Source organism: Clostridium gelidum, from assembly GCF_019977655.1.
GTDB classification, from domain to species: domain Bacteria; phylum Bacillota; class Clostridia; order Clostridiales; family Clostridiaceae; genus Clostridium; species Clostridium gelidum.
In genome coordinates, this window is the sequence record NZ_AP024849.1 from 5,290,264 (window position 1) to 5,307,112 (window position 16,849).

Sequence of the window (16,849 nt, forward strand, 5' to 3'; positions counted from 1 at the left end):
AAGTCAGTATACTAGTATATTTGACTTGTTATTTTCTTTCACATCCCTTATTTTTATTTTTGTTCTTCTAAGACTTTGTAAATTGCTTTTGCAACTCCTAAGTTATCGTTAGTGTCAGTAATATACTTTGCTATTTCTTTTATTTCTGGAATAGCATTTCCCATTGCAACTGATTCTGTAAACTCTGTAAACATAGAATAATCGTTAAAGCTATCTCCGAGTACCAATACTTCAGCTCTTTTAAATCCCATCTTTTCAGCTACCTTTGTAAGTATTATCCCCTTTTGTGCAGTTATATGTGTAATTTCCATATTATCTCTAAAAGAAGAGGATACCGCAATATTGGCTAACTCTCCTATAATTTTTTTCATTTTATTTATGAGTTCTATATTACTATGAAAAGCAACAAACTTTCTAATTTCCATATCACTCTTTAAAAATTCATCTAAATTAGAAATATAATTAAGATTAACAAAATACGGTTGTACCTTCGCAAATTCTAATGCTTCTTCTTGTGTAAAACTTGGATTAAATGATAAAGTTCTATACACCATTTCTTTTAAGGCTTCTTCCTTAGTATCAGTAGTGTATATTCCTTTATTAGTAAATATTCTTGCAGATACTTTTTCTTTCTGCAATATATGTATTATTTTAGTTGCAATTTCTTGTTCTATATTTATTTCTTCTAATATATTTCCTTCTTCATCTCTGTACTCTGCACCATTCATAAGCACACATTGACATTTTATATTATTTTCTTTAAGAAGTGGTTCAACCGTGTCGTATTCTCTCCCGGTAGAAATAGCAAATACAATTCCTACCTCTTCTGCTTTCTTTATAGCAACTACAGTTTCTTTATCTATTTTATGTTTTTCATTTAATAAAGTCCCATCCATATCTGATGCAATCAGTTTTATCATTTGGAATCATCCCCTTAATTTTTTTAATAAACTTTCTATATTATATTATAACAAAGTTTACATAATTTATTTTATATATGCATATTCCAGAAAAATCCTGCCATTTGTAATATACAAATGACAGGATTTTTATTTCTGAAGTACCAACTTGATGAATATAAATATTTACTTAATACTTACTGTTCTAAATTCAATCTTATCACTTCTATGATGAGCATTTGAATATTCAAAAGGTTGCCCATTATCTAAAAACCCTACTTGTTCAACTTCTAATATTGGAAAATCATTCTCTATTTTCAGCCATTCTTGTTCTAATTCATTAGGCAAAATTGCACGAATTGTTCTATGTGCACTTTTTATTTTCAATTTCAATTTTTTTTCAATATAACCATATACTGAACTCAGTAGGATATCATTTTTTATTCCTGGTATAAGACTTATAGGCATATATGTATATTCAATTACATATGGTTCATCATCTGCGTATCTGGTTCTTATTATATAATAAACAAAATCCTCAATTGTAATCTTCAATTTAGTTGCAATTTCTTCAGTTGGATGAACCACTTCAAATCTTACAATTTTAGAACTTATCATCTTACCTTTATGTGTCTCTGTAAATCCAGCAAATTGTTTAGCCAAGCTTAATTCTTTAACAGCACCACCATCAACTGCTTTTACAAAAGTTCCCGATCCTCTTCTCTTTATTACTAATCCTTGAATAACAAGTTCATCAACAGCCTTCTTTATTGTAATCCTACTAACTCCATAAGATTCACACATTTGCTTTTCTAAAGGTAATTGTTCATTTGGATTATAATTACCGCTTAATATTCTACTTCTAATATCTTCAGCAATTTCGTCGTATTTCGCCATTGTATGTATGTTCACTCCTTACAATATAACCTATTTGCATGTTATATTATATCATTTTTATACTTTATTATATACCTAAAGTTGTAATTTTACTTACCAACTTTACTTAATTCATCTATTATACTATTGGTTTTGTCTTTTTTATTTTAACTATAATAAACTATTCTAAGTTTTTTTAGAATACCTTATGCTTAATATTATATTTAACAAAATATTTATGAATAATAATTTCAAAGGCTTCAATGCAATATCCAAAGAAAGGGTTAGGATGGAAATTATCATTATCTAATTTCTCACAATCTGGTATTAAGAAGGTAATATCAGAATTTTTAGCTAAAGTACTTTGCGGATTACCAGTAAATGAAATTATTTTCAAATTTCTTTCTTTAGCCAGCATGCATGTTTTCACACAATGATTACCCTCACCAGACTTAGATATAAGCATAACTGAGTCTATTGTTTCTACGTGATTATCGAAGAGAATATCAAAATCTATAAATGTAGAAAGTACACTTTTCTTTCCCAGAACTAATAATTTCATATAAATATATTTTGAAACAAGTTCTGAAAACCCTTCTGCTGAAACTAGTATGTTCCCTTTATTAATACAATCTACAAAATCATCAATAGCATTATCATAGTTAGTGCTAAAAATATCCTTATTTTCTATAGCATTAATAATTTCGCTATTATCTTGGGTTGATGCTTTAATCTTTAACGAATAAACTAATTCAACAAATCCGTTATATCCTAATCTTTTGGATAATCTCATTATAGTTGATGGTGATGTGTATGCTTTTTTAGCAATCCCTCTTATTCCTTCGTCCATACAACTATCAATATTATTTAATATATATGTAATTATGCTTTCTTCAAGAGAAGTAAATTTTATATCTCCAAATAGTTTTGTTACATCAAGCATGTTTTTATCTCCTCTTACTTTTAGATTTTCATATACTTCTATGATAACATGTTCCATTCCATGACAACAGGTTTCTAAAGCTCTCTAAAGTATATAATTTAAAAATTATATATAGTAATATGCAATTAAGGCACAATCAAAAAAATAACAAGTCCATCTGCCTAATAGTAAAAAAAATTATTAACTGTCTATGGTCTAAATGTATTATAACAAAGTTAATCGGTAAATTCACAAAAGAAAGAAGGTAATAAACATGAAATTAATTATTGTTGAAAATTATGAAGAAATAAGTAAATTAGCAGCTATAAATATAAAAGATGTTATTAATAAAAATCCCAATGCAATTTTAGGATTAGCTACCGGAGGTACTCCACTTGGCACTTATAAAGAACTTATTAAAATGAATAAAGAAAATGAAATAGATTTTTCTAAGGTTACAACAGTAAATTTAGATGAATATATAGGCTTAAGTGAAAGAAACACTCAAAGCTATAGATATTTTATGAATGAAAATTTATTTAATCATGTTAATATTAAGAAGGAAAATACTTTCATCCCTAATGGTTTAGCAAAAGATATTCAAGAAGAAACAAATAACTACGATAAAAAAATAGACGAACTCGGTGGAATAGATATACAAATTTTAGGGATAGGTACTAATGGTCATATTGCCTTTAATGAACCAAGTGATTTTTTAATATCTGGTACTCATTTAACGGATCTAACCCAAAGTACAATTAATGCAAATTCAAGATTCTTTAATTCCATTGATGAAGTTCCTAAAACTGCTATAACAATGGGCTTAGGTCAAATAATGAAATCAAAGAAGATATTATTGCTAGCACATGGTGAGAATAAGGCTGAAGTTATAAAAGAAGTTTTATCTGGAAATATAACTAGTAAAAATCCTGCTACTATGTTACAAATGCATAAAGATGTGACTATAATAGTAGATAGGACAATAGGAGACTTGATAAAAATAACAGACATATAATTAATAAAATTATCTAATTTCTAAAAAATAAAATTCAAACTCCAAAGGAGTTTATTCCTTAACTCTTAACTGAACTAAATTGGAGGTTTTAAAATGTTAATAAAAAACTGTAATATTATTTATTTAAATAGAATAGAACAAGGTTCACTCCTTATTGAGAATGGACAAATCAAAGAAATCAATCCTCTCACATATAATAATGAAGATGTCTTAGATGCAGATGGTTTATATGTTTCCCCTGGTTTTGTCGATGTTCATATTCATGGTGCTGGTGGCTTTGATACAATGGATGGGACAATAGATGCAATAAATACTATTGCTAAAACAATAGTTAAACATGGGACAACTTCCTTTACCCCAACTACCATGACAGTTTCAATTGAAGCTATACATAAATCTATGGAAATAATTAAAAAGCTTAAAGAAACTGGAACTGAAGGTGCTCATGTTTTAGGTGCTCATTTAGAAGGTCCTTTTATAAATCCAGATGCAATAGGTGCTCAAAATCCAGATTATATTTTATCTCCGACTATATCTGCTTACAATGAAATGGTAAAAAATTGCGATGATGCTGTTGTTTCAATAACGCTAGCCCCTGAAATTCCTGGAGCTAAAGAACTTATTAAATATCTTACAGAAAAAGGTGTTGTTTGTTCAATAGGTCATACTAAAGCAACTTATGAAGAAGCAATAGAAGCTATTGAATGTGGCATCTCCCACTCAACTCATCTTTATAATGTAATGACTCCTTTTAATCATAGAAATCCAGGAGTTGTAGGCGCAATATTTGATAGTGATATAACAACTGAAACTATTTCAGATGGTATTCACATTTCCTACCCATCATTGAGAATTGCTTATAAACAAAAGAGCACTGATAATGTTTTATTAATAACCGATGCTATGATGGCTTGTTCAATGATCGATGGTGAGTATTCATTAGGCGGTCAAAATGTTACAGTAATTGATGGTGCAGCTCGTCTTAAAAATGGAGCCTTAGCAGGTTCTGTTCTTACTCTTGATAAAGCTGTTAGAAATGTATATAAAAATTCTAATTTGCCATTACATGAAATTGTAAAAATGGCTTCATATAATGGTGCTAAACATTGTAAAGTCGATGCTCATAAAGGACAAATCAAAGAAGGTTATGATGCCGATTTAATTTTATTTGATGATGATATTAATATTAAAAAAGTATTTATTTTAGGTAAAGAAGTTTACACTAAGTAATCTTAAATTTTTGATTTTTCATATCTTGTATTATGGCTAAGTTTATTTATTTTAATTTTGCTACAATATGAAACCTAAACCAACACGAATTGTAGTGTAGTTTAGGTTCCTTTCATAATTATATATTTACTATAAATGGACTTGCAGGTAATTCATTTTTATTATAAAGATTAACTTCAACATAATTAGCCCATGCATATCTAATACTCTTAGGCTCATTAATATTTTTACAATCAATTACTACTAAATTATTTATAATTTCTCCATTAACTTTAATAAACTTATTATCACTACCGCTAACTTCAAAACCATTTAATTCCTCACCATCTTTTATAATAAGCTCTTGTTTCTGTGCAAAATCAAATGATATTATAATTTTATTTTCTTTTAATTCCATGCTTTTAAAGATAGGTGAATACCCATTTACATTTTGATTATATATTACATTTCTTACGAGTAATGCTAATCGTTCTCCAACAGGTTTCTTATTTACAGGATGAATATTACGTTGTTCTCCACAATCAATAGCTACAATCATATCACAATTATTCGTTTCCTTCATAACAGATAATTGTGCTTCTCGTACAACTGCCCAACTATTTATTATTTTATCATCTTCATAATTAGGTAGCTGTACGAAGATAAATGGAAGGTCATTATTTTGCCATTCTCTTCTCCAATTCTCTATTAATGAACTAAATAAGCGTTTATAAAGTTCACTATACTTAGTATCTTCTTCTCCTTGATACCAAAGAATTGCTTTCACGCTATATGGAACTATTTTCTTAAGCATAGTTTTATACAAACCACAAGGACGTAAATATGATTTTCTTCCAAATGGTGGTGGCCATGGAGTATGTCCAGCATAACTTTTCAACTGGCTTAATGATATACCTGGATTCTTCTTCTTATGTTCCTCCAATTTTTTATTATATTTATCTAATATTTTAAGATATTCATTTGTTCTTTTATCTTCTTCTTCCTCTGAAAGTCCATTAACAGCATTTAAGTATTCATCAACATATGCTTTCTTAATATCTTCATCTCTTAATAAATATTCTTTATCCATCCAACATGATGCTGAAGTTCCACCTTTATTGCAACTTATTATTCCTATCGGTACATTCAAATTTTCACGCAATTTTTTCGCAAAATAATATGCAACTGCTGAAAATTCTTCTACTGTTTCAGAACTGCAAACTTGCCATTTTCCTTCTTCTAAATCTGGAATTCTTTTGTTTTCATCTTCATATTCAATTTGAGGCACAGTATAAAGTCTTATATTTGGATAATTTGAATTCAAGATTTCTTCTTTTTCAATAGTTGAATCCTTTAATTTAAATTCCATATTAGATTGACCTGCTGCTACAAATACATCACCTATTAATATATCTTTTAAAGTAATTTCATTACTTTTATTTTTTATACACATATCGAAAGGTCCACCAGCGTTTAATAAATCTAAAGTTATTTTCCAAGTTCCATTCTTAGCTATAGCTTCTTCATGTTGACTACAGAATTCTATTTCTATTTTATCATTGTCCTCTGCCTGTCCCCATATATTTATTTTACCTTCTCTTTGCAGAACCATGTTGTCTGTAAATACAGAAGCTACTTTAAATGTATTAGACATTATTACACTCCTTTCAAAATATATATGTTGTAATTAGACTTCAGCATAAAATTCTTCAATTGCTATTTATTTTACTGCTAAATCATTAATGCAACATATATAAGATTAGGCACTTACACTCTTAAAATTCTGATTTTTACATGCTAAGTAATAACCACCCTTCGTAGGTGAACCATATTCATCTATTATTTCGAAATCGCTTATTTCATCTGATAGATATCTTATATAAAATTCCTTCATCATAGGAATTTTAGTAAGAATGCTTCCTTTTATAGCTATTTTAACTTTAAATGAAAATCCAAGCAGTTTATAAACCTTTACAGTAATCTTTACTAAATCTTTACTAGCTTCTTTTAATATATTTATTGCATACTCATCATTGTTTTGAGCTGCTTTTACAATAATTGGAACTATAGCCGCTATATCTGCTTTATTTGAATTATATACGAATTTAACCATATCAAAGATAGTTGCTGCATTTATAGTCTTCAATATTTCTTTACTTAAAGCCGAACTTTCTAACCCGTCATCTTTTTCACTCACAATTTTTTTTAATGCTTGTAGTGCTATGTTATAGCCACTTCCTTCATCACCTAATATATTTCCCCAGCCTCCAGCACGAGCATGTTTATTGCTTAAAACTCCAAAACTTATGGAACCCGTGCCTGAGATTGTTAATATCCCATCTTCTCCTTTTAAAACAGCGTTAAAGGCTAAATCTGCATCGTTAAGTACAGTAATTGATGTAGGGAATCTACTTTTTAAGTAATTTTCTATTATTTCCTTATTGTTGCCTACCTCCGCTCCAGCTAGCCCCGCATATATATGAATACAATTATTCACATTTAAATTTTCCAGGCATTGAAGTATAGATATTTCTATATTCTTTAGTCCTTTTTCCTCATTGACTACTATGTTTCCACATCCTGAATACCCACTGGATATTTGTTTTCCATCTTCTGTATAGGCTATTGCTTCTGTTTTAGTGCCTCCACCATCTACACCTATCACATATTTCATATATTTCAAATCCTCTCTATACATTTCTTTAGTCACATTATCTTATATCCAATATATTTTTTACTAATACGGCACATGAAAGAAATTAACAAATCCAAAATGCCATGATTATATTTCATCAGGCAATGAAATATTGGATTGTATTTCATATCTTCTCTCGTTTTCTTCTTCCTCTCGTTTAACCATAGAAACTGTACCTTCTAAGACAGTTGTTTTAGTATTGTAATCAAGACTTAAAAAGTGAGCGTACAACACATCAACTACTAATAATATTGGAAATTGAGGTGAAATAATATTTCCCACTTCAAGATTTTCTCTAACTGCAACTAGTAATACTTCATCACAAAATTCATGCAATTTATCATCATTATTTGATGTTATAATTACTGTTTTAGCTCCTTTGCTTTTAGCTACTTCTAAAGACTTTCTTATAATACCTAGTTTGGCACTAAGCGTAATTCCTATAACCAAACACTCTTCATCTAGCAATACTCCATTCATTTTCATAATGTGTTCATCTACAATATATTCAACATTTAGTGCTAATCTCATAAATCTAATTTTAAATTCTCGTGCAACTACGCCAGAGCTCCCTATACCATATACATATACTTTTTTGCTGTTAACTATCAAATTGCATATTCTATTAATCTGTCCATCATCTATTAGTGAATGCCCTTTTTTTAACAATTCATCATAAGTACTAAAAACTTTTTCAGTTAAGTTATCTACTTTGATATAACTATCTCCAACTGACTTTTGATATTGAAATATAAATTCCCTGTATCCATTAAAACCACATTTCTTTGAAAAACGGGTTAATGATGCTTGAGATACATAAAGCTTATCAACTATTTTTTTTGCAGAAAAATCTTTCCTTTCTTTATTATGAATAAAGTAATCTGCAATTTTTTTTTCCGAATCAGTAAAATTACTGTATACTGACTCTAAAATTGAAACTATACTAAAATCTTGATTTATCATAACCTCACCTTTCTATGATAGAAAATAAATCTATTTGTTACTATCATAACAAATAGATTCTTATTTACAATTATTTTTTCAATATTGTCAGCTCTAAATCAACCTCAAACATTCTTCTCCATGGCAATATTACTCTTTTTAAATCTAATCCATATATTTTAGAGATATTAAGCTTTTCATACTCTTCAACTAATAATTTCTTAATTTCTTCTTCTACCTGGTTTTGTTTATCTTTAAAATCATATATATTTAGCTCAAATTTAGGTAAATACTCATTAGATACCTTTTGTCTAACTGTAGATTGATATAGCACATCTTCAACAATTCTATATACCTTGTTTGTACATATCTCTGAGCTTTCTTGATCGAAAGCATAAATACCAGAAGCTAAAACAGTACCTAAAGTATTACAATTTGTGTTCCATCCAGCATAAGCTATAATTTTATCTAGTAAACCAAGGCGATCCATAAAATCTATTAGTTTTAAATCCCCTCCATTAGAAAATGCTGAATCACAAACAATTACTTTTTTGCCTTGCTGTATGTATTTTTGTATGTTATAAACAAAATCTTGTAAATTTCTATGAGAACTATATGTTAAATCTAGATTTTTCAATTGATCAAAAGATTCTTGCATTTTTTTCCCTGGACAGTTAATTGCTAAAATAATATCTGCATCCTTTTCATTATATACAATTTCTGCTCCGCAAACACGAATATGATATTTTAAACTTTCATTCATTGGTCTATCTTCATATAAAGGAATGATACTAGCGCCTAAAGTTGATGCATAAAATGGATAAATTTTAATAGTTCTCTTTAAATGGTCGTTTAATGCTCTAGCTAATAAAGAGCATCCTACTTCATCCGCTCCTGGATATATATTCACTTTAAACTCTAACTTGTTCTCTTCAACAAATTTAATAACTTTTTTCTGAGCAATAGCTGTATAACCATACTCACTAGAGTCATCCTGAGGAATTGTCAAAAATTCAATTACTCCTTCTGTAACTAGTTTAACAACTTCAATGTTAACATTTAAATTAAACTTTCTCCTATTTTCATAATCATTTAATACTTTCTCAGGGATTTTTATACTTTCAAGTTCCATTTCTTCTTCCTTAGAAATTTTATATCTTTCCTTTTTATCCATTAAATAAGCTCTTCTAAATAAATTATGCCCATAGGTCTCATAATACTCTGGTTCTTCTTCTGAAGAATTATACTGAGGAGAACGCATTATACAATTGAACCCATAAATTTTAATGATTGGATTAAAACCCTTAATTTTTCTAATATTTTCAATATAGATTTTGGCTTCTTCCATATCTAATTTATGAATTCTTGAAGGTATTAAACCACCATAAACTAACATATCAATAGAAATGATAGCATAATCACAATTCCCTACATTTTCAAAAACAAAGCTCCATAATTTTTTTACATCCCTTGGATTTTTTTTATCTCCTAGTAGCTCCTTTGGAGGAGTTACTAATTCAACATCCTTGCGTGTTTTAATTATAGACTGCGGGAAATTAAAATTGCATGGTCTTTCATCTAAAGGAATAAATAAAACTTTCATCATTTTAATAATTCAAGTGCTTGGTTTAAAGCACCCTCTCCATCCATCATTCCATATGTTCTCATATTAATTACAGCCACTGGTTGACTTGGAAATATCTTTTTAATTTCATTAATAGCAAACTTCAATTGTGGTCCTATTAGTACCACATCTACATCCTCGCTAAGATTGTTAGCCTCCGAACTTGAAACAGCCCAAATTTTACAATCAAGATCCTTTTGCTTGGCTACCTTTTCCATTTTCACAACTAAAACAGATGTTGACATTCCTGCGTTACAAACTAATAAAATTTTTTTCATAATTATAACCCCTTCTTATATAATTTATAAAATTTTTGAGCAATTACTTTCATTGTTTCAGTCTGCATTAATTGGTCTTCTGCATGCATTAAAAGCAATGAAAATTTTGTTTCCTCTCCCCTAGCTTCCTTTTGGATTAACTCGGTATGAGTTTTATGTGCTACTATCAAATACTCTTCGGCTTCTTTAAACATATCATCAATAGAATCAAATTCTTCTACTTCACATTTGTTTAAAACCTCCATATATAGAGATTTTGCTGATCCACTATTGGCTATTATATTAAAGGCAATTTGTTCATTACTGTCCATTTTCTTCCCCCTTGATAATTTGTTTTAATGCTTCGTAGATTGAACTAAAATTATAAGTGGCTTTGTTACAAGAACCTTTTCCTACGTAATAAGATTTCTTTGATAACTCAAACATAGAAAAATCATTTTCTGAATCTCCAATAGAGATGATTTCTGAATTTGGAAACAGCTCAACTACTGTATTCCCTTTAGAAATTCCTTCGGAGAGAATCTCTAGCGAAGAATCTGAAGTCCTTATAGCTTTTACTTTATTATAATTTGAATTAATGTGTTCTTGTACAACTTTTATTTTATCACTTTCACCTATTACTAAAAATAAAACAGCGGGCTGATATTCAATAACATTTCTGAAATCATGTACTATATTTGATGAATCATAATATTCTTTTGGGAAATCCGGATCACGATCTGTATGCCAATATCTATTACTTACAGTATTTAATTCTACTCTTAAATCTGTAGTTTTTAAATATTCATAAATATTTAGTGCTTCATCCTTATCCAAAAGTTTAGCATTTAATTCCTTATTTTTATTAATCACTGCTCCATTTTGAGAAATAGCATAATTAAGCTTTAAATCATATCTGTTATTAATATAATAAATATCGTGTTCTAATCTACCTGTACTAACTACTAATTTATATCCTATATTTTGCAACTTTTTAAGAGCATGTATTGTTCCTTCTCCACCTATAATTTCATTTTTATCATTAATCAAGGTTCCATCTAAATCAAAACATAATACTTTATTCATTTATTTCTACCTTTTGCTTATTTGTAACTACAACAAATGGAATATAAATCATTACAGAAACCCCGATTATTATAAGTGATACAAAAGCTGCTTTAAAATCTCCACCGGTTGAAAAGAATGCACCTAAAATTGGTGGAGTTGTCCATGGGATTAGAATATATGTATGTTGCATAAAGCCAATAACCGTAGCTACGTACCCAATAATTAAGCCCGCAAAGGTAGATAAAACCATAGGAATAATTAAAATCGGATTCATAACTACTGGTAACCCAAACATAAGTGGTTCAGATATATTAAACAATGCAGGGGCAAAACCAATCTTAGCTATAGCACGAAATTCTTCTCTACGTGATACAATAAATATTGCTATAACTAAAGCTATCATATTTCCTGCTCCACCCATAAATGCAACAGAATCAATAAAAGGTTTAGTAATAATAGCTTGCATAGCATGCCCTGCTTTTAAGGCATCCATATTTTGTGTAAGAGAAGTTAGATAAATAGGTTCTAGAAGTGGTCCAAAAATAAATGCCGAATGAATACCTAGTCCCCATATTATCATATATAATAAGTATACTATTAATAAACCAACTTTTGATGTAACAATGTTTGTAAATGGTGTCTGAATTAATTTAATAATCAAATCATTCATTGGCAATTCAAAGCTGTTTGTTATCATTCTGATTGATCCAAAAATAACTAAAGTAATTATAATTGGTATTAACTTATTAAATGACCTTGCTATTGCAGGTGGAACACTCTCTGGCATTTTAATAGTTATTGCATCAATTTTTGATAGTGCTCTTATAATTTCAACTGTTACGATTGCTGCCATAAATGCCATAAACATAGCTGATGCACCAGTATAGAATGTATTAATATATTCAATCTTTAGGCTATCATCAAATTTTATTGGCATTAAAATGAATAATACCACTACTGCAATGGCTGGTATAATTGATGTATCTTCTTTATAGTGTTCACAAAGTGATTTTGCTGTAGTAAAAGTAAGCAAAATAGCCATAATTGACATAGTTGCTGGAACTATAGCATTACCCAATTGTAGTAACCCTGTTAAAGGATTTCCAAATAATTTATTAGTTATACCATTTGGACCAATTATAACATTATTTATTAGTGTGAAAAACGAACCTGCAATCATAATTGAAAGAATAGCAATAAACCCATCCCTAATAGCTGACAAATACTTATTTGCTGATAATTTATTTGCAATTGGTAGAAATATTCTTTCTATTTTATCCATCATATAGCTACACCCCTATCTTATTTATTTCATTCGTAAATTTTTTTGTAATTAATTGTGGCCTAGTAATAATTGAACCTACTACAACACTATAACATCCTAATTCCAAAACACGACGTGCTTTTTCAGGCGTGTCTATGTTTCCCTCAGCTATTACAGGTTTTGTAACATTAGCTAATATTTTTCTTATTAATTGAAAATCATTTTCCTCTACTTGTATACCTTTACTTTGTTTTGTATATCCTACTAGTGTGGTTCCAATAAAATCGAAACCCAATTCATCAGCATGTACTGCTTCTTCATAATTTGAGCAATCAGCCATCAACAATACATTAGGATACTTTTGCTTAATTTTTAAAAAAAATTCATCTAAATTCACATTATTAGGTCTTGTAGAACTTGTAGCATCAAGCGCTATAATATCAACATTTGCCTCTACTAACTCTTCAACTTCAGCCATAGTTGTAGTAATATATACTTCACTGTCAACATAATCCTTTTTTACTATGCCAATAATAGGTAAATCAACATTTAGTTTAATCTCTAGTATGTCTTCTTTTGTATTAGCCCTAATTCCCGAAGCGCCACCTTCTTTAGCTGCTAGTGCCATCCTTCCCATTATAAATGAAGAATGTAATGGCTCATCCTGTAAAGCTTGACAGGATACTATTAGTTTGTTTTTTATATCATTCAAGTTATCACGCCCTTTCATATATGTTATGTCCCTATTATATAGATAAAGGTTTTTATATTCAATATTGTTATACAATTTAGAAACTACTTTCATTTATTATTGAATATTGTTACCTAATACCCAAATATAATTGAAAGTAATTTCAGATTTAAGCTAAACATCCCTGTGGTCAATGTAATGAATGTAGTAATAAAAAACCTGCCCATTATTATTACCCAAACCTTTTATACAAATAATGTTTGGGTAATATTATTATTTATAAAAGGAAGTGCGGACGGGGATAGATTTGAATTAAAAGCAAGATGTTATATTAAAATATATTAGAGAGGGAAAATCACAAAGACAAATAAGTAAAGAAACAGATGAGGTTATAGACATAATACTATTCTAAACACTTAAGCAAATTTGAAGCAACCCCTACTTAAATGTACTATTTATTAACCATAAAAAAATAACCGGCAATAAATACCAGCTATTTTTCGAACTATAAAGAAGATATATTATAACTAAATTATTTTTTCTCTTTGAAGATAGTTACATAATGCCCCTAATTTATTTGCATCATTTCCATATTTACATGTTTTTAAAACTGGCTTTATCGTTCCTTCCAGTCCACTATTCATCATTATATCTAATCTCTTATTTATTTCTTCAACATAATCTTCTCTTTCACTTATTGCACCACCTAATATGATAACTTCTGGATCAAATGTATATTGAATATTATATATACCTACTGCCATAGTAAAATAATACTTATTTACTTCTTGAATTGCAATTTCATCACCTTTATTACATAATTCAAAGACTTCAACACCATCAATCCTATCTTCTTCTAAGCCTTTTAATTTTGCTACTTTTTTTGCTAACGCTGTAGTCGATCCTGATTTACTCCAACTAGTAAACTTAGGTTCTCCATCTAATTCACAGATTACTGAACAATAACCAAATTCTCCACCATGCTTGTGAATTCCACCATGAATCTTTTTGTCTTTAACTATAGCTCCACCTATTCCTGTTCCACATACAACAAATGCTAAATCTTTGTTTTCTTTACCAGCCCCAAGCCAACATTCTCCAAGTGCTGCACAATTAGCATCATTTTCAATCTCTACATCTAAATTGGTAGTTTTCTTTAAAACTTCTTTAAAATTCGGTCCATGTATATATGGAATAGCACTTAATCCTCCAATTACTCCTGTTTCACTATCTACTGCACCTGGTGCACTTATGGCAATTCCTTTAACATCATGTTTTACTTTCATTTCACTTGTTATTTTAATTAATTCACCGAAAAATTCTTCTGCTGTACTTGGACAACCAAATTTACCACTTTCATTAAATTCTCCTGCTTCATCAATTATAGACCATTTAGTAGAACTTCCACCAATATCAAAAACCATAAAATTTCGCATTTACAATCCTCCTGTTTTTTAACAATATTCTTTTAGTTAAGTTTTAAGCATATAATTAAATTAAGTTTCTCAATACAAATATGTTAAGCCATTCATGCAGAAAGATTTTAATTGTTAATAATTAATAAAACTCATATAATTTAGTTTATACTAAAACATTTACACAATTCAAGTAGCTGTCTCAAAATTTTCATTTTTTGAAACAGCTTTTTATACTAATTAAGGCACATGAAAATAAATAACAAGTCCAAAGTTGCCATGAATATTTTTCATCAGGCAAAGAGATTTGTTATTTTTTTGATTGTGCCTAAAATCCATTATTTTGTGCAACTTCTTTAATCCATTTTCCTGATTTCTTAATAGTTTTCTTTTGAGTTGCTAAATCTACAGCAATAAATCCATATCTGTTTTTATACGCATTAGACCATGACCAACAATCAATAGGAGTCCATGTATGGTATCCAAAACAGTTAGAACCTTCACTTATTCCCTTATGAAGATATTTTAAATGTTCTTTATAAAAATCAATTCTATAATCATCTTCTATTACACCTTCAGCATTTATATATTTTTCTTCGCCTTCAACACCCATACCATTTTCAGAAATATACCAAGGGATGTTGTTGTAATTATCTCTTATGTTAATTCCAATGTCATATATACATTGTGGATATATTTCCCACCCTCTATAAGGATTCATTCTTCTTCCTGGCATTTCATAATTATCAAAGTATTCATCTGGCATCCATCCCTTTGACTTATCAATTTCAGATTCCTTTGCCTTCACTCTTCTTGGTTGATAGTAATTTACTCCTAAGAAATCTATTGTATTATTTTTAATGATTTCTAATTCTTCTTCAGTTGATTCCCACATAACATTGTCTTTTTCTAATATTTCAAGAAGTATTTCAGGGAAATGTCCTTTAATTGCTGGATCTAAGAACGAAGTATTGAAATAACTATCAGCTATTTCAGAGGCTTTCATATCTTCTTCACTATTTGATCTTGGATATGCAGGTGTTAAATTAAGTACTATTCCTATTTTTCCACCATCCTTATTACAGCCCATTTCTCTATAAGCTTTGATTACTTTTGCTGATGCTAGATTTAAGTTGAACATTACTTGAACAGCCTTCTTACCATCAACCAATTTAGGATAATGGAATTGATATAAATACTCTCCTTCAACAACTACCATAGGTTCATTAAATGTAGTCCAGTGCTTAACTCTATCTCCAAATAATTCGAAACACTTCTTAGCAAATAGTACAAATAAATCTACTACATGTTTAGATTCCCATCCACCATACTTGTTATATAATTCAACCGGTAAATCAAAGTGATGTAAATTCATAACTGGAATCATGTTATTTTCAATACATTCATCAATTACTGCATTATAAAATCTTACTCCATCTTCATCTACTTCACCAGTTTCAAAATCTTTTATTAATCTAGTCCATTGAATTGATGTCCTGAAACTATTTAATCCTGTTTCCTTTACTAATGCTAAATCTTCCTTATGACTATTATAAAAATTTGATGCTACATCAGGGCCAACTCCATCAAAAAATGCTTCTGGCTCTATATCAAACCAATGATCAAATACACTATCATGTTTTTTGTTAAATCTACCTTCACTTTGTGGACCTGATGTTGCTGATCCCCACCAAAAATTTTCTGGGAATTTAAATTGTAAACTCATTTTTTGCCTCCTTTTATACTTATAACTTTTTATTATAAGTTGTATTCTTGTTATTATTCATAAGTTAATTATACTATGCTATTTAAAAGTACTCAATATATGCCATGTCTTTTATTTTGTATTAATCATATCTTTTCATGTAGAATAATAATCTTATTCTATTTTTTTATACATTGAATTATAAATTATTAATTCAATGTATAAATTAAGTTCTTACTATTTTATAGTTGAATATTTATTTTTTTT

16 protein-coding genes are annotated in these 16,849 nt (G+C 29.0%); 2 read left to right on the forward strand and 14 right to left on the reverse strand.

Annotated features, from left to right (window positions below):
- Positions 1-53: 53 nt before the first annotated feature.
- The 3 genes from psyc5s11_RS24330 to psyc5s11_RS24340 all read right to left on the reverse strand — a co-directional run bounded on the left by psyc5s11_RS24330 (position 54) and on the right by psyc5s11_RS24340 (position 2,775).
- A complete protein-coding gene (locus psyc5s11_RS24330; RefSeq protein ID WP_224035042.1) occupies positions 54-920 on the reverse strand; it encodes a Cof-type HAD-IIB family hydrolase in 867 nt (288 codons plus the stop codon).
- 165 nt (positions 921-1,085) lie between these two features.
- Positions 1,086-1,796 carry a GntR family transcriptional regulator gene (locus tag psyc5s11_RS24335; RefSeq protein ID WP_224035043.1) on the reverse strand — a complete coding sequence of 237 codons (711 nt, stop codon included), beginning with the start codon at positions 1,794-1,796 and terminating at the stop codon, positions 1,086-1,088.
- Between the two features lie 175 nt (positions 1,797-1,971).
- Entirely contained in the window at positions 1,972-2,775 is an 804-nt protein-coding gene (locus tag psyc5s11_RS24340; protein WP_224035044.1) for a MurR/RpiR family transcriptional regulator, read from the reverse strand.
- 196 nt (positions 2,776-2,971) lie between these two features.
- Here psyc5s11_RS24340 and nagB point away from each other — a divergent pair, with 196 nt between their 5' ends.
- Positions 2,972-3,712 carry a glucosamine-6-phosphate deaminase gene (gene nagB / locus psyc5s11_RS24345; protein ID WP_224035045.1) on the forward strand — a complete coding sequence of 247 codons (741 nt, stop codon included), beginning with the start codon at positions 2,972-2,974 and terminating at the stop codon, positions 3,710-3,712.
- Between the two features lie 93 nt (positions 3,713-3,805).
- The gene (nagA, locus tag psyc5s11_RS24350) at positions 3,806-4,942 is read left to right on the forward strand and encodes an N-acetylglucosamine-6-phosphate deacetylase (RefSeq protein WP_224035046.1); all 1,137 of its coding nucleotides are present in this window, start codon (positions 3,806-3,808) and stop codon (positions 4,940-4,942) included.
- A gap of 118 nt (positions 4,943-5,060) precedes the next feature.
- Here nagA and psyc5s11_RS24355 read toward each other — a convergent pair whose 3' ends face one another.
- The 11 genes from psyc5s11_RS24355 to psyc5s11_RS24405 form a co-directional block, all read right to left on the reverse strand.
- Positions 5,061-6,575, reverse strand: a complete 1,515-nt coding sequence (locus tag psyc5s11_RS24355; protein ID WP_224035047.1) for a sialate O-acetylesterase — start codon at positions 6,573-6,575, stop codon at positions 5,061-5,063.
- 105 nt (positions 6,576-6,680) lie between these two features.
- The gene (locus psyc5s11_RS24360) at positions 6,681-7,595 is read right to left on the reverse strand and encodes an N-acetylglucosamine kinase (protein ID WP_224035048.1); all 915 of its coding nucleotides are present in this window, start codon (positions 7,593-7,595) and stop codon (positions 6,681-6,683) included.
- A 108-nt stretch (positions 7,596-7,703) separates the two neighbouring features.
- On the reverse strand, positions 7,704-8,579 hold the full coding sequence (locus psyc5s11_RS24365) for a MurR/RpiR family transcriptional regulator (protein ID WP_224035049.1): 876 nt from the start codon (positions 8,577-8,579) through the stop codon (positions 7,704-7,706).
- 70 nt (positions 8,580-8,649) lie between these two features.
- Positions 8,650-10,164: a DUF4127 family protein gene (locus psyc5s11_RS24370; RefSeq protein ID WP_224035050.1), complete on the reverse strand. Its 1,515-nt coding sequence runs from the start codon at positions 10,162-10,164 to the stop codon at positions 8,650-8,652.
- Positions 10,161-10,460, reverse strand: a complete 300-nt coding sequence (locus psyc5s11_RS24375; RefSeq protein ID WP_224035051.1) for a PTS sugar transporter subunit IIB — start codon at positions 10,458-10,460, stop codon at positions 10,161-10,163. Before psyc5s11_RS24375 ends, psyc5s11_RS24370 begins: the two co-directional genes overlap by 4 nt.
- A gap of 2 nt (positions 10,461-10,462) precedes the next feature.
- Positions 10,463-10,771, reverse strand: coding sequence for a PTS lactose/cellobiose transporter subunit IIA (locus tag psyc5s11_RS24380; RefSeq protein ID WP_224035052.1), 309 nt, complete (start codon positions 10,769-10,771; stop codon positions 10,463-10,465).
- Positions 10,761-11,525 carry an HAD-IIB family hydrolase gene (locus tag psyc5s11_RS24385; protein ID WP_224035053.1) on the reverse strand — a complete coding sequence of 255 codons (765 nt, stop codon included), beginning with the start codon at positions 11,523-11,525 and terminating at the stop codon, positions 10,761-10,763. Before psyc5s11_RS24385 ends, psyc5s11_RS24380 begins: the two co-directional genes overlap by 11 nt.
- Positions 11,518-12,792 carry a PTS sugar transporter subunit IIC gene (locus tag psyc5s11_RS24390; protein WP_224035054.1) on the reverse strand — a complete coding sequence of 425 codons (1,275 nt, stop codon included), beginning with the start codon at positions 12,790-12,792 and terminating at the stop codon, positions 11,518-11,520. Before psyc5s11_RS24390 ends, psyc5s11_RS24385 begins: the two co-directional genes overlap by 8 nt.
- Positions 12,793-12,796: 4 nt before the next feature.
- Positions 12,797-13,501, reverse strand: coding sequence for an N-acetylmannosamine-6-phosphate 2-epimerase (locus psyc5s11_RS24395; protein WP_224035055.1), 705 nt, complete (start codon positions 13,499-13,501; stop codon positions 12,797-12,799).
- 488 nt (positions 13,502-13,989) lie between these two features.
- Positions 13,990-14,898, reverse strand: coding sequence for an ROK family protein (locus tag psyc5s11_RS24400; RefSeq protein WP_224035056.1), 909 nt, complete (start codon positions 14,896-14,898; stop codon positions 13,990-13,992).
- A gap of 307 nt (positions 14,899-15,205) precedes the next feature.
- The gene (locus tag psyc5s11_RS24405) at positions 15,206-16,603 is read right to left on the reverse strand and encodes a glycoside hydrolase family 1 protein (protein WP_224035057.1); all 1,398 of its coding nucleotides are present in this window, start codon (positions 16,601-16,603) and stop codon (positions 15,206-15,208) included.
- Between the last annotated feature and the right edge of the window lie 246 nt (positions 16,604-16,849).